Genomic DNA, 24,418 nt, shown 5'->3' with positions numbered 1-24,418 from the left:
TCATACCTGCTTGCCTGCTGGCTTTTTTTTTGCTCTTCTATTGAATTGATTCTAGTAATGCCTGTGTCTGCAAAAAATCTTCAGGTAATTCTGCTTCAAAAAAAATCCTTTTGCCGGAATAAGGATGCCTGAAAGACAGTTGCCAGGAATGCAGCATTTGTCTTAGAGCAACAATCCCCTTATTTTTACGATACCTTCTGGGTTGATAGACAAGCTCTCCAATTAATGGATGATCAATAGCATAAAAATGAACCCGGATTTGATGTGTTCTTCCTGTCTTTAAAAGCGCTTCCACCAAGCATGCTGTTTTAAATTTTTTCTTAACTCTCCAGCACGTCCTGGCAAATTTTCCATTTTCACGGGCTATGGCCATTATTTTTCTTTTCACCGGATGCCGGGCAATAGGAAGATTTATTTCGCCCTGGTCATCTGCAAAATTTCCTGAAACAAGAGCCAGATATTTTTTTTCCACTCTCCGTTGTTTAAATTCGTTTTGCAAAAAATGCAGTGCAGATTTTGTTTTGGCAACTACCATTAAACCGCTGGTATCTTTATCAAGCCTGTGAACGATACCTGAACGAAGGCAGTCTTCTCCAACATTTCTTATTTTTGGATCATAAAACAATAATGCGTTCACAAGAGTCCCGGAAAAATTTCCTGGTGCCGGATGAACGACCATGCCCGGCTTTTTATTGATCAGCATGATATGATCATCTTCGAATTTAATATTAAGCTTGATGTTCTCCGGCAATACCATGGCTTCATTACCTGAATCAGGAATAATCCCGGTAATGATATCACTTTGTTTTGTCTTGTATCCGGGCTTTTTTTTTTCAGCATTAACGAGGATATCGCCATTGCGTATAAGATTTGCGGCCTTGCTTCTAGGGCAAGCTTTACTGTAATTGGCGACTATTGCATCAAGACGGGTTTCTTTTAAATTATCATCTATGTGAATTATTAGTTTCATAACATACAAAACCGGCGAACAATTTATTGCAAGCCGGTTTTCAAATCAGTACGATAATACACTGGGGTTAGTTGAAAAGATCCTCAATTTCCTGCATCATTGCTTTTTCATCTATATCCTTGGCAGTAGACAACTCTTGAACCAATAAATTTTGAGCCGTATCAAGCAACTTGCGTTCGCCAAAAGAAAGATCTTTTTCAAGCTTTAACTGAAAAAGATCTCTGAAAACTTCAGCAACATCATATATGGAACCGGTTTTAATCTTATCCATATATTCCCGGTATCTTCGATTCCAAGTCTGATTATCAGCACCTTGTGCCTTTTCCTGCATAACCTTATAGACTTGTGGAACCTCTGTTTCAGATATCACTTCCCTCAGGCCGACAGATTCCACGTTTGAAGTCGGAATCATTATCACCATGCCATTTTCAACGATCTTCATCATGTAAAAATTCATGATGTCGCCATTTATCTCCTTGCTCTCAATTGACTCTATACAGCCAACTCCATGCGCAGGATAAACCGCCAAGTCTCCTTTGGAAAATTCTTTTTTGGTTGATGCTGCCTTTATTACATTGGTTTTTTCACCCATTAGATCTCCCACCTTTTTTTATAAAAACAATTATCCCATTCTCAGGCAGATAACCACACTTTAACAATATTGTCAATGATAATAATTCATTGAAACTCAAACAAAAACTATCTCTTCCCTGAAATAATTGAGTTTTTCAACACTATTTTCCGTCAGCACAAATGCATTTTCCATCACTATCACTCCCTGAACAAACACAAGTTTTGGTTATAAGACAAAGATAATTCCTTCCTACAACATAAACATAAAAGCCCTGAGCAAATACAGACATTTCATCCAGCTCAAGCCCAAAGGCACTCTATAGTTGATCCTGCGCCGACAATTTTAAGCATATTTGAAAAATTTGTTTTAAGATTTTCAATTCTATTATCTGATCAGTTTTTGATTCACGCAGTGCCCGTTCATAAGATTTTATGAACCATCAACAATGGCTCGCATTTGCTTTAGGATAAACAAATGGCCACTTTGTGATATATCTAAAAAAGAATAATAAAAGAAAGTGGTTATTATATGAACATAATAACCACTTTAAGATTTGGTATTAAATAGATTCATGGCAGAAGTAACACCATTTTCAAGGACACACAGACAGGCATCTGAAGCAGTATCAATACAATGATCCAAAATTTTTATTTCATCCGGGCTAAAACCACCAAGGACATGACCGGTCACATCCTTTCCTGATCCTGGATGACCAACCCCTACGCGAATTCGGATACAATCCTTTTTACCAAACACCTCAAGGATTGATCTAACACCGTTATGGCCACCATGCCCACGACTTTTAACAATCTTTATCTTTCCGAATGCAAGGTCCATATCATCATGAACAATAATGATATCTTCTATACCAACCTTATAATATGAGGCAAATCTATGGATGGAGAACCCACTTAGGTTCATATAAGTCAAAGGTTTTATAATAAAGACATCCTGGTCTTTAATTCTGCCTTTCACATAATGGGACTCAAAACGGGTTTTATCAATCGTAAGATGGGATTTTGAAGCAAGGGCTTCAACAACTAAAAAACCGATATTATGGCGAGTCTGAGCATAGCCTTTACCAGGATTTCCCAAACCCGCAATAATTTTAAATTTTGAACATGACATTTACAATGAAATTACTCTTCAGTTGCCTCAGCCGGAGTAGCCTTAACATCTTCTTCCTCAAGATCTTCTTCCTCTTCTCCAGCTTCTTTTTCATCAACACTCGGCGCCACAATGGTTATAACGGTAAAGTTAACTTCATGAGGAATTTCAACACCTTCCCCCAGATCAATATCCTCCACATGAACAGCATCTCCAACATCAAGGTCACTAATGTCAACCTTAATACTGTCTGGTGCGTCAGTCGGTTTGCAAAGCACATCAAGCTCTCGCCTTATAATCTGGAGAAGCCCGCCTTCTTTAACACCTTTGCTATCACCAACTGCTTCAACCGGCACAGTGATGCTAACCTGATTATCCATATCAATTTCATGCAAATCTATATGCAGATATTTCAAACCAAATGTATCCATCTGCATATTTTTAAGCATAACCATTTTTTCTTCCCCGGAGTCCCCACCAACCTTGAGATTAAAGAAAAGGCCCATTGAACCGTTTTTCCTAATAATCCTATCGAAGGTAACAGTGTCAAGGGAGAGCATCATAGAATCTTTTTTAGCCCCATATACAATCGCAGGTATCTCATTATTTCTTCTTAATTTTCTTGCAACGCCTTTACCGCTTTTTTCTCTTAATTTTGCGTTTAATTCAATTAATTCCAAAGCTATTTCCTCCATAACTGCATGCATTCATGCAGAAGACTAATATATCAATTATTTTATACAAATAGAGAATTTACAGAATCTCCCCTGTAACTGCGTACAATCGCCTCACCGACAAGCTTGGCAATGGAAAGCGTCTCAATCTTGCCACATAATTTTGCTTCCTCAGACAAAGGGATAGTATCTGTTGCAACAAGAGAACTTAAAGATGACTTGTTTATTCGATCAATAGCCGGCCCTGAAAGCACTGGATGCGTGCAGTAAGCGTGAACTGCATTTGCACCGTTGTCCACGATAACACTTGCAGCCTCTGTCAATGTTCCTGCCGTATCAACCATATCATCAATAACAATAGCTATCTTATCTTGAACATCTCCGATAATAGCCATTGCTTTTGCCTTGTTCGGCGCACTCCGTCTTTTATCAACAATGGCAAGACCGGCATTCAGGCGTTTTGCATATGCCCTTGCCCTTTCAACACCACCGGCATCAGGCGATACAACAACCAGGTTTTCCGGATAGCGGGTCTTAATATCATCTATAATAACAGGGGCAGCATAAAGATTATCCACAGGACAATTAAAAAAACCTTGAATTTGTCCGGCATGCAGATCCATTGTAATCACTCTGTGAACACCTGTATTCTCAAGAAGATCTGCAACAAGTTTAGCGCTGATGGGAACCCTGGGAGACACTTTTTTATCCTGGCGTGAATATCCGAAATACGGAATCACTGCGGTAATTCTACTGGCGGAAGACCTTTTAAATGCATCAATCATAAGAAGTAACTCAACAAGATTGTCATTCACAGGATTACACGTTGATTGTATGACAAAAATCTCCTGTTTTCTGACATTTTCTTGAATTTCAACTTGAGTTTCGCCATCACTAAAACGGTCAACCTTCAATCTTCCTAGCGGTTTTGCAAGATACCCCGAAATCATGTCCGAAAGGACAGGATTCGAATTTCCTGCAAAAATTGACAAGCCTTTCATATCAAATCTCTTTTTTCCCCGTTATGTATCTGGTTATACAAATTTGGCTGGGGCGAGAGGACTCGAACCTCTGAATGCAGGGATCAAAACCCTGTGTCTTACCACTTGACGACGCCCCAATATTCTAACTTAAGCACTTAAAACCTACAATTTAATTAAACGAGGAAAGAAACACTTTTCTTTTACTGCCGGCCCATTTTTCCAAAAGCATTTCACAGCCTTGTTTTGCAGCTGTACGCTCTGAAAAAAGAGAGAAAAGAGATGAGCCGCTTCCAGTCATACACACCCGTTGTTGCAACAACAACTCCATCTCTTCTTTTGTTTCCTTGATCTCGGGATACAATCGACACGCTGATTCTTCAAGATCATTGTGCATCCGCCCCCTTAAATCAAATCCCTGTCCCCGTAACGGCACATTCAGACCAGGATTTATAGTATATTTTTGTTCTGATGTCAAATTAAAATCAATATTTTTATATACCCTTGCTGTTGAGGCAGCTACCCCGGGATCACATAATACAATATGGCAGGATTTCAGATTTGGTGCTTTCTCAAGCCTTTCTCCAACACCCTTGGCAATTGCCGGACTTCCAAAAATAAAAAAAGGAACATCAGCACCCAGACTAAGACCTATTTTCATCAATTCTTTTGTTGAAAACGGCGCATTAAAATGTGTGTTCAAAGCCGTTAACACAGTTGCCGCATTGCTGCTGCCTCCGCCCAGCCCTCCGCCCGGAGGAATTTTTTTTACAATTTCAATGGACAGACCATTTTTTTCTTCACGCCTATTCATTTTCAACCGATGGTAAAATACCCTGGCTGCTTTAAGAGCAAGGTTTGATTCATCTGCCGGAACACCCGGATGATCACAGGCAATCGACATCTTTCTTTGTGAAAAATCAATATAGATATCATCACACAGATCTATACGTGTCATCAATGAATAAAGATTATGGTATCCATCCTTGCGCTTGGACGTGACATATAAGAAAAGGTTTATCTTTGCAAAGGATTTATACTTTTGTCTCAAGTTTTTGCCTCGACAAATGCCATCCTGATTTCAACAAGCAGTGCTTTGAGCAGGTTGTTTTCTTCCTCGGTTAAATTGCCCTTGGTTTTTTCTTCCAGCATGGCAATCATATCTATTGTGTGCCTTGCAAGGTCAAAATTAACGGATTTTTTTCCTGTTGAAGGATCCTCAACCTTGCCAAGCTGAACAAGCCCTGATGAATATAAAGACATAATAAAGCTTGAAAAATCAACTTTCGGCAATGGGACTTTGGTGCCTGAAGAAGCATTGCTCATTGTAAAACCGTTTCCTTTGGCCATTTTCTTTCTCCTTGAATAAATTTCTTATTCCAATGCCCATTGGACATCAAAACAATCCTTGGTAACGGATGCAAGGTAACCGTCAAAATAAAAATTTTCAACCAAATATTTTGTATTTAAATATTCAAGGGTAATATTTTTATCATCATGAACCTGTTTTGTTTTTACTTTTGACATCCCCTTAAGCCCGTCTGTTGTTTTCTTTAATACGGCTTCTTTTGCTGTAAATACCCGAAAGAAAATAATATTTTTATCCTGACCCCAAAAACATCCAGCTTCATCAGGATCAACAATCGTTTGAAATAACGCTTCAGAAACATCTTTAAGCCGTTCCACATCAATGCCGATTTTTTCCATTGAAACAACCCCTGCTACAAAATCCAGCTTATGGCTGACAGACCAAAAATAACCATTTGATGGCTCTGGCACCCCCAGATCATCTTTCATAAACCTGTCTATTAAATATTTTGATTTAAGGGCAGAAGATTTGGCACTTTCCCTGGCAAACAGGCTCAAGGCAGCCACTTTATCTTTTCCTTTCAACACCTGAATGGCTTCAGGCACCTTTTTAATAACCGGATATAAAAAGATAATCAGCTCTCCTGATTTTCCAGCCGGATAATAATATCGGCAACAGTTGTGCCCTGACCCTCTTCGTGTACAAACAGGGGATTAATATCCAGTTCTTTGATCATAGGATGGTTATCAGCCATGGCTTTTAAAGAAACAATATGTTTTTCCATAATTTCAATATCCGACGGTTTCTCCCCCCGCAGCCCCTCAAGGATAGGATACCCCTTTATCGCCTTAACCATTCTCCTTGCCGTGTTTCTGCCCATAGGAGACAAGCGGAACACAACATCCTTATAGACTTCAACAAAAATCCCCCCAAGCCCAAACATAACAGCATGTCCGAAAACCGGATCTTTTGACAATCCCAAAATAACTTCCTTGCCTTTTGGGGCCAGCTTCTGAATCAGAACACCTTCTATCACGGCATCAGGATTATAATCCCGGGATTTTTCCATGATGGTTTCAAAAGCTTCTGCCACGCTCTCACTGTCTTCGAGCCCCACCACAACACCACCGGCATCTGTTTTGTGAAGAATATCAGGAGAGACAATCTTCATGACAACCGGATATCCTAAGGTCTCGGCAATTTTGCAGGCCTCTGTTTTATTTTTAGACAACTCCATTGGCAATGTGTTGAATCCATAGCACTTAAGAATCTCATTTCCGTCCAGCTCACCTAAAACCAGCCTACCTTCCTTCATATATCTGTCAATGATCTGCTTTGCTTTAGCAGTGTCATAAACCAGATCATATTGTGGCAAAATTTTTCTGAAAATCCACTTCATTCCTTCTCTCAGCGCACCCAAAGACCTGGCAGCACTCTCCGGAAACTGGTAAACTGGAATTTTATGTTTCTGCAAAAGTTTGACGCCATCAGACACATCAACAACTCCCATAAACGAGCATACAATGGGTTTAATGCTGTTCCTGGCAATCTTCACAATAGCCTCGGCCGTGCCAATGGCATCGGTCATGGATTGCGGGGTTAAAATGATCAAGGCAGCATCCACTCCGCGATCACTTAATACAGTGGCCAGTGTATTTTCATACCGGTCTTTTGCGGCATCACCGATCACATCCACCGGGTTATGAAAATTGGCTGTGGACGGCAGATATTTTTTCAATTCTTTAACGGTTTCATCAGAAAATGTGGCCAATTTCAAACCGGATTGTTCACTCATGTCTGTCGCAATGATACCGGGTCCTCCAGCATTGGTGATAATGGCAATTTTATCTCCTGTGGGATACTTGTTTGCGGCAAAGGCCTGAGCATAATCAAACAATTGATTCACCGTTGCGCACCGCAAAATTCCCGACATGCTGAAAATCGCATCATACAAGGCATCAGAACCAGCAAGGGCTCCGGTATGTGACGCAGCGGCCCTTGCACCTGCATCAGAGGAACCTGATTTAATGGCAATAACATGAGTTGGATTGGTTCCGGAGGTCATCTGTCTGACTTCTGAAATAAATTCTTCCGCGCTCCGGGAGAGTTCTTCCATGTATATCATCACCACATCCGTGTCAGGATCATTATAATAATATCTTAATAAATCCAGTTCATCCACATCTGCCTTGTTTCCAATTGAAATAAATTTTGAAAAACCAAATCCTTTATCTGCTGCATAGTCAAGCACGGCAGTGCAAAGCGCACCGCTTTGAGAAATAAAAGAAACATTTCCGGGATTGGGCATGCGTGCTGAAAAACTGGCATTCAACGACACTTTGGGAGAAGGATTGATCACTCCCAGACAATTGGGTCCCACCAGTCTTACTTTTGCGTTGGCACACAAGGCTTTAATTTCTTTTTCAATCCTGGCACCTTCTCCTCCCACTTCCTTAAACCCGGCAGATACAATTACAATCCCTTTAACCCCTTTTGCAATACAATCTGCTACAGCAGGCAAAGCAGCTTTTGGAGGAAGAATAATCATTGCCAGATCAATGGGATCTGGAATGCTTGCAATACGCGTATAACATTTTACACTTAAAACCGATTTTGCTTTTGGATTAACAGGATAGAGCGTTCCCTTAAACCCTCCGGATAAAATATTGGCAAAGATATCGTGACCTACTTTGCCTTTTTGTGTTGACGCCCCAATAACCGCTATGGTTTCAGGTGCGAAAATTGCGTCCAGCCTGTCCATACTCCCCCCAGATAATTCTATCAATAAAAATTTATATTTATAAAACTTTCATAACGCCCTTAACATAAAACAAAGAACTTATCTGTCCATAGTATCATCTAATAAATAATTATCGGCAATGTTAAGCTTTCATACAGCAATGTAATCACAAGCAGTTTTTTTATCTGAAAGTCTTCAAAAATTCATACAGAAACTTTAAATATTTGTTGTGGGCAAACATGGGTGAAAGACCAGGTCTGCCCATGGAAATTATTCAAATTTGAAATGCAAAGCAGGAATATAAAATGGGGCATATAAAGCAAAATACCCTGTGACGGAAAATCAAACATTAAAAATTTTCATCAAATAAAAGGACTTGATCTGGCCTTATTTCATTTTTAGGTTTAGGCAGCATCCTGGTTCCGGAATCCATTTCTGTTTTAGGATTGACCGGTATGGATTTTATACAAACGGGAGAATGTGTGTGCTTTTGTTTAATTTCACCTGTTACAAGAGATGTCAGATCACCCACATAATCTTTTAGTTGTTCTGCCTGGGCATTCAGCTCTTCTGAAGCTGAAGCAGATTCTTCAGCATTGGCAGCATTCTGTTGAACAACCTTATCCATCTCGGCAACGGCAATATTAACCTGCTCAATACCAATAGCTTGTTCACTTGATGCTCCTGAAATTTCATCAATAAGCTCTCCTATGGCCATTGCAATTTCAATATTAACCTTAAACGCTTCCTGGGTTTTTATTGTGAGGTTATCTCCTTTTGAGACTGCTGCAACCGTACTGTCAATCAACTCAGTTGTATTTTTTGCCGCATCTGCAGCACGCATGGCAAGATTTCTTACTTCATCGGCTACAACTGCGAAACCTGCGCCTGCCTCTCCTGCCCGGGCCGCCTCAACCGCCGCGTTCAAGGCAAGCAAATTGGTTTGAAACGCAATTTCATCAATGGTCTTAACAATTTTGCCGGTTTCATCACTGGAGGTTTTGATCTCCTTAATAGCGCTAAACAGCTCTTCCAGATTGCTATTGACTTTCCCCACGATCTCGCGAGCTTGAGCCATTTTATTCTGAGCTTCTTTGGTGTTTTCAGCATTTTTATTTGTCATGGAAGACATTTCTTCCATGGAAGACGAGGTCTCTTCTATCGAGGCTGCCTGCTGTGAAGAACCTTCAGCCAGAGACTGACTGGCGGAAGATACCTGACCTGAGGCTGAAGCAACCTGGTTGGCTCCTTCGCCCAAACCCTGGATTACTATGCTCAAAGGCTTGGTAATGGCCCTTGTAATGATAAATGCAAATAAAATACCCAAAAAAATAGCAATAAAGGTTGCCATGAGGATGATACGATTTGCAGTTGAAATCTGATGTTCCATTTTTGCCTTTTGATCCGCCCTTGCTTCCGTGCAGATTTCATTGACACTCCTTGCGGCTGCTACCATATCAGCATCTGTGATTTCCTGTTCCTTCATCAGCTGCACAAAATTATCAAACGCCTTATCATAGACATGAACAGCTGCAATAACCGAATCAATCTGTTCAATATTTTTATTTAACTCGAACCGTGATTTCAAATCCATTGACAAGGCAAGGATTTTTGCCAAATCTGTTTCAACATTTTTTCGCCAATTGCTTTCTCCCTTGGATATGATGAATTCCTTCTCGTTTTTAAGAGCATCCATAAACCATTTGATGATTCTATTGGCATCATCCGCCTTTTCAAGCTTGTCGTTGATACTATCATTATCAGCACCATTGTCCATTATTACAGCCAGCTGTTGCTTCTGATCTGCCCGGATGGCCTCACTCTGTGCCAGAACTTGCCTTGCCATAGACTGCATTTCTTCCATGGCCTTATCCTTTTGATAATTCAGCTCGACATATTTTTTAAAAGCCCTGGCATAAGCAGTTGCTTTTTCAATCACCTTGTCTATCTGGGTTTTATCGATGTTCTGATCAAATTTAATTTTTGCTTCCTCAGCCTGCTCAAGCAACTTTTTTATGTCGACCTCAACCTTGCTTATATAGGTGTCACCCCCACGGATAATATAATTTTTTTCCTGTTGTCGCGTTTCTAAAATAGTTTTAACTATGCGATTCACATCATCGGCTTTTTCCACCCTGTCAACAACGCCTGACAGACTTTTAGAACCAATAAAAGTAACTATACAAAGAAAAACAAGTACCAACGCAAACCCTGAAAAAATTTTCGTACCAAGCTTCATTTTTTTAAACATCCCCAATCTCCTATTTGATTTAAAATTAATTATGGTTAATGCACTGTAAAAATCAAAAATTTTATAACTTGAACAAAACGACTTGTCTTTTAGACCATCAAATATCCCGGCTATACAACTGAAAACCCTGTGTCCGCAATTATCATGGTAAAAAAAACCGAAAGATAATTTTTTTATCATCGGCTAAAAGTATTTCGACCATATTGGCGTTCCGTAAATTTTATAAAACCGGGGGATTTTATATCAATTTGCATGCCACCCAGACATAATGGGTGAAATACAATTAATTTCATTACGATATCAATATGTTAAGCTAATATTTTTTTTCAAGACAAAAGACAAAGAAGATGTGCGTAGCACACAAGTGTGCCGCACATACTTGTGCCAGACACATTTATTTACGGCATTGAAATTTTATATTGTTCGATCTTGCGATAAATTGTTCTGCGCCCTACCCCTAAAATTCGCGCAGCTTTGGATTTGTTCCAACCGGTTTTTTTTAACGCCTGAATCAGATCTTCTTTATTGACGGCAACTTGTCCCAAACGCCCCGGTTTTTCAGTCCTTAAACAAGTTTTTATTTCCAAAGGCAAATGATCAAATCTCATGGTTTTACCCTGACATAAAACAAACCCATGCTCTATTGCGTGTTCTAATTCTCTTATATTTCCAGGCCAAGCATAATTCATAAATGCATTAACCACTTCATTTGACAAACCGCTGAGCTGTTTTTTAAAACGCTTGTTAAAACGATCTAAAAAATAATCCGACAAAAGAAGTATATCTTCTCGCCTCTCTTTCAGCGAAGGAATAGGAATATCAACAACCTTGATTCTATAATATAAATCCTCCCTGATTTCTCCAAGCTTTATCTTTTCTTTTAGATTACAATTTGTCGCAGCAATAATACGCACATCAATTTTTATCGGGATTGAATCCCCAACACGCTCAAACTCTCTTTCTTGAAGAACTCTTAAAAGTTTAAGCTGAATTAAAGGAGAAATATCACCAATTTCATCTAAAAAAATAGTGCCGTGATCCGCCATTTCAAATCGGCCTTTCCTATTTTTTACTGCACCGGTAAAGGCACCTTTAACATGTCCGAACAATTCGCTTTCCAGAAGATTTTCAGACAGAACACTGCAGTTCACTTTTATAAAAGGATTTTCTTTGCGTGGGCTGTTATAGTGAATGGCATGGGCAACCAGTTCCTTGCCTGTTCCGGTCTCTCCTGTAATCAAAACCGTAGTATCCGTATCTGCAAGATTTTCCAGAAGATTATAAATATTTTGCATCTTGCTGCTTTTCCCGATAATTCCATGAAATTGATTACGTTCTTTTAACTCAAGCTCAAGGGTTGTAAGCCTTGTGATATCCCTGACAACCAGGACAGCACCAAGAGACTGCGTGGCATGGCTTCTAAGCGAAGAACTGGTCAAAAGAACGACTTGACGGGGCTGGTCGGGATGCCTGCATTCAACTCTAAATTCCCCAATGCTTTTTTTTGTTCTCAACGTCTCTTTCAAAACAGGAAGACAAGACCTGCTGCAATCGGTTTGAATTTTTTCAAAATTTTTTCCAACAATCTCTTTGATGGAAAACCTGCAGATTTTTTTTACGGATTCATTGGCTTCAATCACCTGCAAATCATTATTAACAGTGATAACTCCATCTTTTAAACTTCTGAATATGGCCTCCATATTCCGGCGGACCCTTATGTTCTCCAACTTCAACTGCCTTTTATTGTCCAGAAGTTTTTTGTGTTGAAGTCCCATACCGGCGATGCGCAACAAAGTCTCTTTTCGAATGGGTTTGGGAATGTAATCAAATGCCCCCAGCCGGACGGCATCTGTTGATGTCTCAAGGTTCGGTTCGCCCGTTATCATGATAACAGGACAGAGCAATTTTCTTTTTTTTACTTCAACAAGAAGGTCCATTCCCGTACGCCGCCCAAGGATGATATCGGTAATTATCAAATCAGGTTCAATACCTGAAATAGTCTTAAGCGCAGAATCATAATCTTTGGCCGTCATCACATCATAGCCCTGATCAGACAGGATCATTTCAAAACCAAAACGGATATTTTCTTCATCATCAATTATAAGAATTTTTGATTTCATAATTTTTCTTCTGGATTTGGCACTTTATGAATTGGAAGATCTACCATGACTTTTGTATATTCACCTTCTTTGCTTTCAAACAAAAGTTTTCCCCCATGGGCTTCGATAATGCCATGACTTATGGAAAGCCCAAGTCCGGTTCCCTCACCCCTGGGTTTGGTTGAAAAAAAAGGATCTGTCACTTTATCCAAAAAATCCCTGGGAATTCCAAGCCCTCTGTCATAAAATATCAATCGCACATATTTTTTTTCTTCAATTATAATGACTTTCCCTTTAATTTCAAAAATTTTATTCTCATGGGGGGTTGGATATTTTTTCTTTAATGCATAACGTGCATTACTGATAATATTTAAAAAAACCTGCTGGATCTCCTGACTGCATGCATTGATTCCGGGCAAATCAGACAGGATATTCACAGACAATTTTATGCCGTCCTTAATGATCTGTTTTTCCACAAGCTCAAGTGTCAGCTTAAGGATATCATAAATATATACGAAATTGCGTTCATCCTTTTTGTCCGTTGCAAAGGAAAGCATATTTTTTACAATATTTGCAATTCGCTCTCCTTCATGAACAATTCGTTCTGGAATTTTTTTATCCCCGCCAAGTTTATGGAATTGATCCACAAGAATTTCTGCTATGCTGATGATACCTGCAATCGGATTATTGATCTCATGAACAACTCCGGCGGAAAGTTCACCCAGGGAAGCCAAATAGCTGATATGAAGGGCTTCAGCAGATTCTTTAAACGAACTTTTCAACTTGGTTTCACACACTTTCAAACGCTTTTCAGCTTCCAGCACATTCAATCTGGAAGTTCCCAATTGAGTTATAATTTGTACTATTTGTGCAAGAAAAAAAAGAACCGATCGAAATTTTTCCTCTGTAAAAACCGGAATTTCACTAAACAGTTTAAGATACAATGCCTCATCAAAACCAAATTTTCGTGCCTGCTCTTTGAAGAATTTTTCTTTGGCTTTATCTGGCGGTTCCAGAAAAATCTGACCTGAAACCAGACTGGCAAGATGTTTCCCTGCTATGACAATTGGAAACGATGCATCAACCAAACCATGCGGACAATTGTAAATAACAAAAGGAACTCCCTTCTTAAATTCTCTCCTGATCTTTGTATTGCTTTTTAAACATTCTTTTCTGGTCTGTGGATCGTGCATATGAAATTGCGAACATATCCTTTGCCATCCCGAACAGATTAGAACATCTCTATCCATACTGATGATACTCAAAGAGATTGAAGTGAACCTGGAAAATTCATTGATTAACTTTTGCATTTTAGATAGGTCAAACAGTTCTTTGAAACTGTATTTCATTGTTACCCCAAAAAATTCTTATTCTCCTTAAAATTACCGACGAATGTCTTTTGAATGAACCCACAAACCGCATAATAATCTTGTTTTCAGGATGGAGCGATATACTCCTTAGTTTTTTAACCGAATAATAGTTTCAATGCTTTCCACCCATTTTTTTAATAACTGCCACAGGCAGACCAAGTCTTTCACCTTGGTTTACTCACAACAAAGATGAAAGTCAATCTTTGTTGTGAGCAACCCCGAATGAAATACCTGGTCTGCCTGTTAAAGCTTATACAAAATGATTTCCAAACTACTGAATCAGATCTATTTCATTTTTTGGCGAACTTTGATTTGTGAAATTTGATTTGACAGATAAAAAGGGGTTCGATATAGGTGATCTGGGTAAAAAAGTAACTTATCATCAATAAAATATAAAGGAGAACCAGAAAAATGTCTATGCTGGATAAATCATGTAAAGATTTCAACGATGTTTTGGCATCAAAAGCAGCTGTTCCAGGCGGTGGCGGAGCCGCTGCAATGGGAGGTGCTATTGGTATGGCACTTTCCAACATGGTTGGAAATCTTACTGTTGGTAAAAAAAAATATGCTGACGTGGAAGACGAAGTAAAAGAATTGATTGAAAACGGTGCAAAAGTTATTGCCGAACTGGAAACCCTTGTTGACAAGGATGCTGAAGTATTTGAGCCGCTTTCCAAGGCTTATGGACTGCCAAGATCAACTCCCGAAGAGATCGAATACAAAGAAAAAACAATGGAAGACTGTTGTAAGACAGCCTGTTCCGTTCCCATGGAAATCATGAGAAAAGCCTATCAAGGCATAAAAATCCATGAAAGAATGGGTCAGATTGGAACCATGATCGCCATCTCTGATGTAGGCTGCGGTGTTGCGTTTATGAAAGCTGCCCTGGTTTCAGGAAGCCTCAACGTAATTATTAACTTAAACGCAATAAAAGATCAGATATTTGTTAAAGAAACCCGCGAAGAGATGAATCAACTTCTCAAGGACGGATCAAAAATTGCTGATGAAACCTTTGACCTTGTGGTTTCCAAATTAACGAAATAGGGAGAAGTAAAAAATGGCGGAAAGTCTAAAAGGAAAACCAGTAGCGGACGCAATCAAAGCTGAGCTTACAGAAAAAGTGGCGTCTCTTAAAGAAAAAGGGATTACACCTAAACTTGGAATTATAAGAGTGGGTGCCCGTCCGGATGATCTGTTTTACGAAGGTGGAGCAAAAAAAACATGTCAAATTGTTGGAATGGATTCCGAGGTATTTGAATACCCTGAAGATATTGATCAGGCCTCTTTTGAAAAAGCTGTAACAGAAATTGGTGCGAAAAAAGATGTCAATGGAATACTGATGTTTTCTCCACTTCCAAAAAGCCTTGATGAAAGGAAGATCAGATCTCTCATCCCTGTAGAAAAGGATGTGGACTGCCTTACAGTCGGGGGTGCCGCAAAAGTTTTTACAGATGATGCCACAGGATTCCCCCCCTGCACTCCAACAGCCTGTATGGAAATGCTTCATTTTTATGATATCCCTATCAAAGGCAAAAAATGCGTAGTCCTTGGTCGATCTCTTGTGGTTGGAAAGCCCATGGCCATGCTGCTATTAAGGGAACACGGCACAGTAACCATCTGTCATTCAAGAACGGAAAACCTACCTGATGTCTGCAAAGATGCTGACATTCTGGTTGCTGCTGTAGGACGGGCAAAAATGGTAACAGCCGACTTTGTCAAACCGGGCCAGATTGTGATTGATGTCGGCATAAATGCCGATCCTGACAATCCTGGAAAATACTGTGGCGATGTTAATTTTGCAGACGCTGAACCTATTGTTGAAAAAATTTCTCCTGTTCCGGCGGGAGTAGGATCAGTCACCACATCAGTACTTTGCAAACATACCATTATGGCCTGTGAAATGCAGAATTCATAATAACTGCCATGGCAGATTAACCTGCCACAACAAGATATGAAAAACATCTGATTTCAATAAGTTATAAATTCTTTAATATAAAAATAAAAATGGCGTTCAATCCAGCTTGGATTGAACGCCATTTTCTTCTATTTCATGCTATTTTCTTTACACGATCAACTTAATTTAGAATACACCCTGTACTTTACCTGTTTCCACATCAACATCCACACGTTTAAAGGCAGGATTTGATCCAGTCCCCGGCATAAGACTGATAGCGCCGGCAACAGGAACGATAAAGCCTGCACCACCATAGGTTAGGACTTCTCTTATGGTAAGTCTCCAGCCTGTTGGCACACCCTTGAGAGCGGGGTTGTCAGACAGAGACAGATGAGTTTTAACCATGCACATGCCAAGACCAGCCAGTTCTGGATCAGCCTGGATTCTGGCAAGAGATTGTTCAGCTTCTGCTGAATAATCAACACCGTCAGCACCATAAACTTCTTTAGCAATAAGCTCAATTCTTTCTTTAATCGGCATGTCAAGCTCATAAAGAAATTTAAATTCTGTTTTCTCTTCACAGGCTTCGATAACGGTTTCAGCAAATTCAATTGCACCGTCACCACCTTGTTCCCAATGACGGGAAAGGGCCACTCTTGCACCTTCTGCTTCACTCAATTCACGCACTTTTGCGATTTCTGCGTCCGTATCTGTATAAAATGCATTAATACATACAACAGGAGAAATACCTGCTTTTCTGACGTTTCTAATATGATGAATAAGGTTATCACATCCTTTGGCAACCCATTCCACATTTTCCGTGCTGTATTCTTCAGGCATGGGTTTTCCGGGAACAGGCACAGGAGCGCCACCATGGCATTTAAGTGCCCTGATAGTTGCGACAACAACAGCACAATCCGGTTTAAGGCCTGAATAACGACATTTGAGATTCCAGAATTTTTCAAAACCAATGTCCGCTCCAAAACCGGATTCAGTGACATGATAATCGGCGAGTTTCAGACCAACCTTATCTGCAAGAATGGAACTTTGACCAATGGCGATATTGGCAAACGGTCCTGCATGAACAATAACCGGTTGTCCTTCAAGGGTCTGCATCAAAGAAGGTTTAAGTGCCTCCACCATCCAGGCTGTCATGGCACCTGCGACCTGAAGATCTTCAGTTGTTACAGGTTTACCTTTCTTGGTATAGGCCACAACGATTTTACCCATTCTTTCACGCATATCTTTAAGATCATTGGCCATGGCAAGAATAGCCATTACCTCAGAGGAAACCGCAATACCGAATTTTGATTTCATCATGAAACCGTCAGATTTGCCATTTACACCGTCAATACCGATAATGATGTTTCTTAATGCCTGGCAGCAGAAATCCATAATCCATCCCATTTCAACTTTTGTGGGATCAATATCGATTCTTTTCATACCGGACAATCTTTCCAGCTGCTCATCAGTATAATTTCTTTCATGCTGCAGACGGGAGGTCAAAGCAACCATTGCCAGGTTGTGGGCATTCATAATGGCGTTGATGTCGCCGGTGAAACCAAGTGAAAACGGGGTCAAAGGGATACATTGTGCCAAACCGCCGCCGGCTGCAGATCCCTTGATATTCATAGTAGGGCCACCGGAGGGCTGACGAATGGCAGCACAAACGTTTTTCCCAAGTTTACCAAGCCCCTGGACAAGCCCCATGGAAGACGTTGACTTGCCTTCACCAAGCGGTGTAGGTGTAATTGCGGTTACATCAATGTATTTTCCGTCGGGTTTATCCTTAAGACGTTCAAGTACTTTCTGGAAATCTATTTTTGCAATATAGTGACCCTGGGGAAGAAGTTCTTCTTTTGTCAATCCCAGTTTTTCACCAATTTCAGAAATTTTCAGCATTGTTTTTTCTGCATCTTCTGCAATTTCCCAATCTAAATGTTTGGTTGGATCTAAAGCCATGATTTACTCCTTTTTTTATTGCTGTGGACTCAAAACATGAGCCAGTATAATAATGATGAAACAAATATATACTTTATTGATCAAAAATTCTAACTGAACATCCTACCTATTAAATAAAATATAAAAAATCAACTTTTTTCGCTGACACAATTAAAATTTATTAATTAAATTCCATTCAACCATTTAGCCCCTTATAAGAATTGGCTAAAATGCCTGCCACATAAAGGTTTTTGGAGATTGAATCAAAAAACCATTAAATCAACTCATCTATTGACAAAAAAAGTTACAGATTATAAATCATATCCTGATTATAATTAATTTAAGTGTATTATGAAGGACATTTATATGGGACTATATATCAATTTAGTGTTGTCTGAGTTTGATTTGGCTCTTCCATTTCGTATTTGTCCTTTTCTGATAAAGTCCTGTCAGTTTAATCTTAACCCCCCCCAACTCATAACTATCTTTAATCTTAGGAGGTAAAAGTGGGATTTGAAATAACCAAAGAAAGCTATGCCGGCAGTATCAAAGGCATCACCATAGGAAAAGGTGATAATACCCTTACCGTCGGCGGCCAAACCAGTTATCCTTTCTACCAGTTCGAAGGAGATATGCCCAACAAACCAGTTATTGCAATGGAAATTTGGGACATAACCCCCGAAGACTGGCCGGAAGCAGCCCTTGCACCGTTCAAAGACGTAGTGTCCGACACTGCGGCATGGGCAAAAAAATGCGTTGAAGAATATGGTGCCCAAGCCATTGTTCTGCAATTAAAAAGCACAGATCCGAATGACAAGGATGCCAGTGCAGATGATGCAGCAGCCACCGTTAAAAATGTCTTAGCTGCAATCAATGTTCCCCTGATTATCTGGGGATGTGCCGTCCCTGCCAAGGATGAAGAAGTATTGAAAAAAATATCCGAGGTGTGTGAGGGTGAAAACCTGATCATAGGGCCGGTAGAAGAAAAAAACCACAAAGGGATTGGTGCTGCTGCCATGGGATATGGGCACACAATCATTTCCTCCTCTCCCATCGATGTCAACCTTGCCAAACAGGTTAACATCCTTCTTGAAAACCTTGGAATGCCCCTTGACAAAGTAATTGTCGATCCCACCACAGGCGGATTGGGATACGGTCTTGAATATTCCTACTCTGTAATGGAACGCCTCACACAGGCAGCCATGACCCAGGGTGATGACAAACTCCAGAATCCCATGATCAACAACCTTGGAAATGAAGTCTGGAAATGTAAAGAAGCCAAACAGACGGTTGCAGATGCACCTGAACTGGGTGATCCTGAAAGAAGAGCTATTCTGATGGAAGCTGTCGGTGCAGTATCCTATCTTCTGGCCGGTTCCAGCATATTGATAATGCGTCATCCCGAGTCCATCAAACTTGCAAAGTCATTCATTGATTTGATCTCCGACGGCGGTTCTGCAATGGACGTTGCTCCAATTACCAAACGGCTTGATGATGTTGAGATTGATTTTGCAGCCATGTCACCGGAAGCTGACCTCACAATTGAGGAAGAGAAAAAAGCAGCTCCTGCCAAAAAAGCAGCTCCCGCTAAAAAAGAAGCACCCAAAGCAGCTGCAGCGCCGGCACCGAAAGCAGCCGCACCTAAAGCTGAAACCGCTGCTGCTCCCAAAGAAGCTGCTGCAGAACCTGCTATAGATCCGGCAGCAGAAGCTAAAGCAAAGGCTGAAGCCGATGCCAAAGCCAAAGCCGACCTGGAAGCAAAAGCAAAGGCTGATGCAGAAGCAAAAGCCAAAGCTGAAGAAGCTGCAAAGGCAAAGGCTGAAGCCGAAGCCAAAGCGAAAATAGAAGCTGAAAAAAAGGCTGAAAAAGACGCTGTAAACAAACGTGAAGCAGAAGAACAGGCAATCCGGGAAAAACGTGCCGCAGAAAGAGAAAAAGCCGCGGCAGCAAGAGCGACTGCACCTAAAACAACCGTCAGCATGACGGCTGCAGTCATCCAGATGACACAACTTGAAAGAATCATGGAGAGCCTGAACAGGACTCATAGAAGATGATAACGTATGGTATTCATACCACAAATGATCATCTTTTAAGAATCATTACACAATCAATAAGAGGAGGAACCTCTAATGGCAGAAGATAAAAAAGCAAAAGTTGCTAAAGCAGTAAAAGCGCCCAAACTGGCTGATCCCAAAGAAGCGTCCATTGACCTGGGAACCCAGGAGTTATTGGCTCGCGCCCAGAAATTAGGTATTGATACGGTATTTGACAGAGCCGTTAGCATGAAACCCTGCGCTATCGGTATGCAGGGTATCTGCTGTAAAAACTGCTCTATGGGTCCCTGCAGGCTCCCATTACCCAAAGGCGGCATTGAGGGCGAAGATGATAGAAAAGGTCTTTGCGGTGCCACTGCAAACACCATTGCAGCCAGAAACTTTATCCGGATGATTGCCGGTGGTGCATCAGCTCATTCCGATCATGGTCGTTGCGTGGCAGAAGTATTTCTATCAGCCGCCAGAAAAGAAACAGAAGCCTATCAGATCAAAGACACTGAAAAACTGCTGGCTATTGCTCCCCACCTTGGCGTTGCAACAACCGTGGAAGTGGATGGAGAAACAAAAGACAGAGATATTGATGAAATCGCTCTTGAAGTTGGTGAAGTTGCTATGGCCGAATGGGGAAAACCATCTGGTGAACTTCTTTATATGAAGAGAGCTCCTGAAGCTCTATATGAAAAATGGAAAAAACAGGGCGTTCTTCCCAGAAACATTGACCGGGAAATCGTTGAAATCATGCACAGAACCCACATGGGCGTTGATCAGGATTATAAAAACCTCATGAAACAGGGTACAAGAGCTGCACTGGCTGATGGCTGGGGCGGTTCCATGCTGGCTACAGACCTTCAGGATGTTCTTTTCGGAACTCCCTATCCCCTTCAGTCAGAAGCCAATCTGGGCATCATGAAAGAAGATCATGTCAATATCATCGTTCATGGTCATGAGCCTGTTCTTTCCGAAATACTGGTTGCTGTTGCCCAGTCCCAGGAAATGATTGATTATGCAAAAGAAAAAGGTGCCAAAGGCATTCAGCTGGGCGGTATCTGCTGTACAGCAAATGAGCTCCTCCAGCGCCACGGTATCCCCACGGCTGCCACATTCCTTCAGCAGGAACTTGCCATCATTACCGGTGCCTGTGATGCCATGGTTGTTGATATCCAGTGTATCATGCAGAACCTTGCCAATGTGGCAAAATGTTTCCATACAAAATTGATCACCACCCATCCTATTGCCAAAATGGAACAGGATAATGTCATCCATATTGAATTTGATGAACATCATGCCCTGGAAGATGCCAAACGAATTGTTAAAATGTCCATCGACAATTTTGCAAACCGTGGCACAGATGTTGTGATTCCGCCTTACAAAACCACACAGATTGCCGGTTTTGGTGTTGAATCCATCCAGTATCACCTTGGCGGGACATTCCGCGGCACTTACTACACTTTGAATGACAATATCATCAACGGCCGTATCCGTGGTATTGCCGGTGTGGTTGGCTGTAACAATGCCAGAACAAAACACAATGACGGTCATGTCAGAGTGGTCAAGGAATTGATCAAAAATGATGTTATTGTTCTTACTACCGGCTGCAACGCTATTGCCTGCGCCATGGAAGGACTTTTGACTCCTGAAGCCGCTGCAGTACACTGTGGTCCCGGACTTGCTGAAATCTGTGAAACCGTTGGTATTCCACCGGTTCTTCACTTGGGTTCCTGTGTAGACAACAGCCGTATCCTTCTTGCTGCAACAGAAGTTGTAAAAGCAGGCGGACTGGGCAACGATATCTGTGATCTTCCGGTTGCAGGAAGTGCGCCCGAATGGATGAGTGAAAAAGCCATCTCCATTGGTCATTACTTTGTTGCTTCAGGTGTATACACTGTATTTGGTGTTACTCTGCCCACATCAGGCGCTCCTGTATTCCATGACTATATCTCCAAAGAAATGGAAAATATTTATGGCGGAAAATGGGATCTTGAAGTGGATCCTGTTAAACATGCACAACTCATGATTGCCCATATTGACAAAAAGAGAAAAGAACTGGGCATTGATAAGGCAAGAGAAAGAGTTATGATGGATATGGCATCCCGTCAGGCCCTTGAAGCATAATTAATTTCAGAGGAAAAAAACTGTTTACACAGAAAAATAATAAATTAAATCCTCAACGAAGGAGGAACAGAATATGTCAAAATTGATCGCATTTGCTGCCATTCAGGGTGGTTACAAAGTGGTTGCCCAGGTTGAAGGTGAACTTGAAAAAGCACTTCAGACCTATGATGCAAGTACAAAAGTAGGATTCCCAAACACAGCATACTATCTGCCGGTAATCTATTCACTGACCGGACTTAAAGTAGAGACTATAGAAGACCTTAAAGCACCTCTGGCGTTTGCAAGAGGGCTTCTCCCACCCCATTTGAAATTGAAAAACTGGCTTCCGTACTTAGGGCCACTTCTTGATGCCGGTATGGCAGGTGTTATCGCTTATGAAGTAAAAGAAGCTTTAAGATATCTGAATGATCCTGATTTCTACATTGCTCAGGAAGATCCTGATGTTGATAACGGCAAACTCTGGGTTGGTGCTGCTGATGATACTATTTTGAGAAAACGTGGTGTTGAATTTGTTGATGGTTCAGCTCCCGGTTTTGCAGCCATGGTTGGTGCAGCGCCCAATAAAGAAATTGCAAAAATGATCGTTGAAGATTACCAGAAACGATCCCTTTATATCTTCTGTGCTGCCAATCATAATGGCAATACCATTATTGAGCAATGCCTGGATGCCGGAATGCAGGTTGGATGGAACACCCGTATCGTACCGTTTGGTCCGGACATTTCTTCTGCCGTATTTGCACTTGGTTTTGCCAACAGAGCAGCCATGGCATTTGGTGGTGTTCAGCCTGGTGATTACAAAACCATCCTGAAATACAACAAAGAAAGGGTATTTGCATTTGTCAACGCCCTGGGTGATGTTGGAACCGAATGGGGTGTTGCAGCAGCCGGTTGTGTTAACTGGGGTTTCCCGACAATTGCTGACACACCGATTCCTGAAATTTTACCAACAGGTATCTGTACATATGAGCATGTTGTTGCACCGGTTGCCCATGAAGACATGGTACAAAAATCAGTTGAAGTCAGGGGCCTTAAAGTACAGGTTGCTGATATTGATATTCCATGTGCATTTGGTCCGGCTTATGAAGGTGAGCGTGTAAGAGGCGCAGACCTTTATGCCCAGTGCGGTGGTGGAAAGACCCAATGCACAGAGCTTGTTAAAATGGCGGACATGAATGAAATCGAAGACGGCAAGATAAATCTTGTTGGTCCTGATCTTGACGGCATCAAAGAAGGCGGAACTTTCCCACTGGGAATTTTTGTCCAGATTGCCGGTCGTGAATTCCAAGAAGACTTTGAGCCCATCATGGAACGTCAGATTCATCATCTGATCAATTATATTCAGACCATCATGCATATCGGACAAAGGGATATCTCCTGGATCCGTATTTCTAAAGCCGCAATTGAAAAAGGTTTTACTCTGAAAGATATTGGTACGGTTCTCCATGCCAAATTCCATCAGGATTTCACCAAAATTGTGGACAAGGTTGAAGTCACCCTGTACACCAATCCTGAAGATGTTGACAAGATGACCGCCACTGCAAGAGAGAACTACCAGTTGCGTGACGCTCGTGTTGACACCATGAAAGACGAAGATGTGGATATCTTCTACTCTTGTACACTCTGCCAGTCTTTTGCCCCCAGCCATGTCTGCTCTGTAAGCCCGGAAAGAACAGGGCTGTGCGGCGCTTACAACTGGATGGACTGCAAGGCTGCCTATGAAATCAACCCAACCGGACCAAATCAGCCCATCGAAAAGGGCGAGGTCATTGATGCTAAACTGGGTCAGTTTAAAGGGGTAAATGATTTTATTTATAAAGCCTCCAGAGGTATGGTTACCCATTACAACTTCTATTCAATGGTTCATGATCCAATGACCACCTGTGGCTGCTGCGAATGTATTGCTGCCATGCTGCCTGCATGTAACGGTGTAATGACTGTTGGACGTGATTACACAGGTGATACTCCATGCGGTATGAAATTTACCACACTGGCCGGTGTTATGGGCGGTGGTGCTTCTTCACCCGGCTTTGTCGGTCATTCCAAACACAATATCACCCAGGGTAAATTTATCTTAGGTGATGGTGGTCTTTTGAGAATGGTGTGGATGCCCAAGATGCTCAAAGAAGAGCTCAAAGATCGTATTGTAGCCCGTGGAGAAGAGATGGGTGTTCCAGGTCTGTTTGACATGATCGCGGATGAAACTGTTGGAATTACAGAAGAAGAGATTCTTCCGTTCCTCCAGGAAAAAGGCCATCCTGCTCTTAATATGGAATCTATTGTTGGATAATAACTAAACAAAAAAGGCCCGACAGCTTTTCACACCAGAAATAATGCTGCCGGGCC

General features: G+C 41.2%; 18 protein-coding genes and 1 tRNA gene. 5 read left to right on the top strand and 14 right to left on the bottom strand.

All coding sequences use genetic code 11. From position 1 onward, the window contains the following. Positions 1-37: 37 nt before the first annotated feature. The 13 genes from BLT94_RS00525 to BLT94_RS00465 all read right to left on the bottom strand — a co-directional run bounded on the left by BLT94_RS00525 (position 38) and on the right by BLT94_RS00465 (position 14,053). On the bottom strand, positions 38-970 hold the full coding sequence (locus BLT94_RS00525) for an RluA family pseudouridine synthase (RefSeq protein WP_092229418.1): 933 nt from the start codon (positions 968-970) through the stop codon (positions 38-40). Between the two features lie 67 nt (positions 971-1,037). Further along, a complete protein-coding gene (locus tag BLT94_RS00520; protein ID WP_014956707.1) occupies positions 1,038-1,562 on the bottom strand; it encodes a CarD family transcriptional regulator in 525 nt (174 codons plus the stop codon). 528 nt (positions 1,563-2,090) lie between these two features. After that, complete coding sequence (pth, locus tag BLT94_RS00515) at positions 2,091-2,672, bottom strand: aminoacyl-tRNA hydrolase (RefSeq protein WP_092229416.1); 582 nt, start codon at positions 2,670-2,672, stop codon at positions 2,091-2,093. An 11-nt stretch (positions 2,673-2,683) separates the two neighbouring features. Continuing rightward, positions 2,684-3,331: a 50S ribosomal protein L25 gene (locus BLT94_RS00510; protein ID WP_092229415.1), complete on the bottom strand. Its 648-nt coding sequence runs from the start codon at positions 3,329-3,331 to the stop codon at positions 2,684-2,686. Positions 3,332-3,387: 56 nt separating this feature from the next. After that, positions 3,388-4,326 (bottom strand): ribose-phosphate diphosphokinase, encoded by a 939-nt coding sequence (locus BLT94_RS00505; protein ID WP_092229413.1) that lies wholly within the window; start codon positions 4,324-4,326, stop codon positions 3,388-3,390. Between the two features lie 44 nt (positions 4,327-4,370). Further along, positions 4,371-4,445 (bottom strand) — tRNA-Gln (locus tag BLT94_RS00500). Between the two features lie 32 nt (positions 4,446-4,477). Beyond that, positions 4,478-5,356 (bottom strand): 4-(cytidine 5'-diphospho)-2-C-methyl-D-erythritol kinase, encoded by an 879-nt coding sequence (gene ispE / locus BLT94_RS00495; RefSeq protein ID WP_092229411.1) that lies wholly within the window; start codon positions 5,354-5,356, stop codon positions 4,478-4,480. After that, positions 5,353-5,655 (bottom strand): DUF1844 domain-containing protein, encoded by a 303-nt coding sequence (locus BLT94_RS00490; RefSeq protein ID WP_092229410.1) that lies wholly within the window; start codon positions 5,653-5,655, stop codon positions 5,353-5,355. Before BLT94_RS00490 ends, ispE begins: the two co-directional genes overlap by 4 nt. Positions 5,656-5,679: 24 nt before the next feature. Further along, positions 5,680-6,219 (bottom strand): 4'-phosphopantetheinyl transferase superfamily protein, encoded by a 540-nt coding sequence (locus BLT94_RS00485; RefSeq protein WP_092229408.1) that lies wholly within the window; start codon positions 6,217-6,219, stop codon positions 5,680-5,682. A gap of 29 nt (positions 6,220-6,248) precedes the next feature. Continuing rightward, positions 6,249-8,375, bottom strand: a complete 2,127-nt coding sequence (locus tag BLT94_RS00480; RefSeq protein ID WP_092229407.1) for an acetate--CoA ligase family protein — start codon at positions 8,373-8,375, stop codon at positions 6,249-6,251. A gap of 328 nt (positions 8,376-8,703) precedes the next feature. Then, on the bottom strand, positions 8,704-10,605 hold the full coding sequence (locus BLT94_RS00475) for a methyl-accepting chemotaxis protein (RefSeq protein ID WP_092229405.1): 1,902 nt from the start codon (positions 10,603-10,605) through the stop codon (positions 8,704-8,706). Between the two features lie 398 nt (positions 10,606-11,003). Next, the gene (locus BLT94_RS00470) at positions 11,004-12,725 is read right to left on the bottom strand and encodes a sigma-54 dependent transcriptional regulator (RefSeq protein WP_092229403.1); all 1,722 of its coding nucleotides are present in this window, start codon (positions 12,723-12,725) and stop codon (positions 11,004-11,006) included. Further along, positions 12,722-14,053 (bottom strand): PocR ligand-binding domain-containing protein, encoded by a 1,332-nt coding sequence (locus BLT94_RS00465; RefSeq protein ID WP_092229400.1) that lies wholly within the window; start codon positions 14,051-14,053, stop codon positions 12,722-12,724. Before BLT94_RS00465 ends, BLT94_RS00470 begins: the two co-directional genes overlap by 4 nt. A 432-nt stretch (positions 14,054-14,485) precedes the next feature. Here BLT94_RS00465 and BLT94_RS00460 point away from each other — a divergent pair, with 432 nt between their 5' ends. Both BLT94_RS00460 and BLT94_RS00455 read left to right on the top strand, forming a co-directional pair. Beyond that, positions 14,486-15,118, top strand: a complete 633-nt coding sequence (locus tag BLT94_RS00460; RefSeq protein WP_092229398.1) for a cyclodeaminase/cyclohydrolase family protein — start codon at positions 14,486-14,488, stop codon at positions 15,116-15,118. A 13-nt stretch (positions 15,119-15,131) separates the two neighbouring features. Continuing rightward, complete coding sequence (locus BLT94_RS00455; protein ID WP_014956695.1) at positions 15,132-15,989, top strand: bifunctional 5,10-methylenetetrahydrofolate dehydrogenase/5,10-methenyltetrahydrofolate cyclohydrolase; 858 nt, start codon at positions 15,132-15,134, stop codon at positions 15,987-15,989. A 165-nt stretch (positions 15,990-16,154) separates the two neighbouring features. On the opposite strand, the gene BLT94_RS00450 is transcribed toward BLT94_RS00455, so the two are convergent. Continuing rightward, positions 16,155-17,930 carry a formate--tetrahydrofolate ligase gene (locus tag BLT94_RS00450; protein WP_092229397.1) on the bottom strand — a complete coding sequence of 592 codons (1,776 nt, stop codon included), beginning with the start codon at positions 17,928-17,930 and terminating at the stop codon, positions 16,155-16,157. Between the two features lie 485 nt (positions 17,931-18,415). Between BLT94_RS00450 and BLT94_RS00445 the strand changes: the two genes are divergently transcribed. From BLT94_RS00445 to acsB, 3 genes are all read left to right on the top strand, one after another. Beyond that, positions 18,416-19,963 (top strand): acetyl-CoA decarbonylase/synthase complex subunit delta, encoded by a 1,548-nt coding sequence (locus tag BLT94_RS00445; RefSeq protein WP_092229396.1) that lies wholly within the window; start codon positions 18,416-18,418, stop codon positions 19,961-19,963. A gap of 75 nt (positions 19,964-20,038) precedes the next feature. Further along, a complete protein-coding gene (gene cooS / locus BLT94_RS00440) occupies positions 20,039-22,075 on the top strand; it encodes an anaerobic carbon-monoxide dehydrogenase catalytic subunit (protein ID WP_092229394.1) in 2,037 nt (678 codons plus the stop codon). 73 nt (positions 22,076-22,148) lie between these two features. Then, positions 22,149-24,362, top strand: a complete 2,214-nt coding sequence (gene acsB, locus BLT94_RS00435; protein ID WP_014956691.1) for an acetyl-CoA decarbonylase/synthase complex subunit alpha/beta — start codon at positions 22,149-22,151, stop codon at positions 24,360-24,362. The last annotated feature ends 56 nt before the right edge of the window (positions 24,363-24,418 follow it).

Source organism: Desulfobacula phenolica (assembly GCF_900105645.1).
Classification (GTDB): Bacteria; Desulfobacterota; Desulfobacteria; order Desulfobacterales; family Desulfobacteraceae; genus Desulfobacula; species Desulfobacula toluolica.
The sequence above is the reverse complement of the archived record's forward strand: the minus strand, read 5'-3'. Positions and strand labels throughout refer to the sequence as shown.

Bases quoted from the DNA above. Each gene is read 5' to 3' on its own strand.
- BLT94_RS00525 (WP_092229418.1), bottom strand. From the start codon at position 970: ATGAAACTAATAATTCACATAGATGATAATTTAAAAGAAACCCGTCTT.
- BLT94_RS00520 (WP_014956707.1), bottom strand. From the start codon at position 1,562: ATGGGTGAAAAAACCAATGTAATAAAGGCAGCATCAACCAAAAAAGAA.
- pth (WP_092229416.1), bottom strand. From the start codon at position 2,672: ATGTCATGTTCAAAATTTAAAATTATTGCGGGTTTGGGAAATCCTGGT.
- BLT94_RS00505 (WP_092229413.1), bottom strand. From the start codon at position 4,326: ATGAAAGGCTTGTCAATTTTTGCAGGAAATTCGAATCCTGTCCTTTCG.
- BLT94_RS00490 (WP_092229410.1), bottom strand. From the start codon at position 5,655: ATGGCCAAAGGAAACGGTTTTACAATGAGCAATGCTTCTTCAGGCACC.
- BLT94_RS00480 (WP_092229407.1), bottom strand. From the start codon at position 8,375: ATGGACAGGCTGGACGCAATTTTCGCACCTGAAACCATAGCGGTTATT.
- BLT94_RS00475 (WP_092229405.1), bottom strand. From the start codon at position 10,605: ATGTTTAAAAAAATGAAGCTTGGTACGAAAATTTTTTCAGGGTTTGCG.
- BLT94_RS00470 (WP_092229403.1), bottom strand. From the start codon at position 12,725: ATGAAATCAAAAATTCTTATAATTGATGATGAAGAAAATATCCGTTTT.
- BLT94_RS00465 (WP_092229400.1), bottom strand. From the start codon at position 14,053: ATGAAATACAGTTTCAAAGAACTGTTTGACCTATCTAAAATGCAAAAG.
- BLT94_RS00460 (WP_092229398.1), top strand. From the start codon at position 14,486: ATGTCTATGCTGGATAAATCATGTAAAGATTTCAACGATGTTTTGGCA.
- BLT94_RS00455 (WP_014956695.1), top strand. From the start codon at position 15,132: ATGGCGGAAAGTCTAAAAGGAAAACCAGTAGCGGACGCAATCAAAGCT.
- BLT94_RS00450 (WP_092229397.1), bottom strand. From the start codon at position 17,930: ATGGCTTTAGATCCAACCAAACATTTAGATTGGGAAATTGCAGAAGAT.
- cooS (WP_092229394.1), top strand. From the start codon at position 20,039: ATGGCAGAAGATAAAAAAGCAAAAGTTGCTAAAGCAGTAAAAGCGCCC.
- acsB (WP_014956691.1), top strand. From the start codon at position 22,149: ATGTCAAAATTGATCGCATTTGCTGCCATTCAGGGTGGTTACAAAGTG.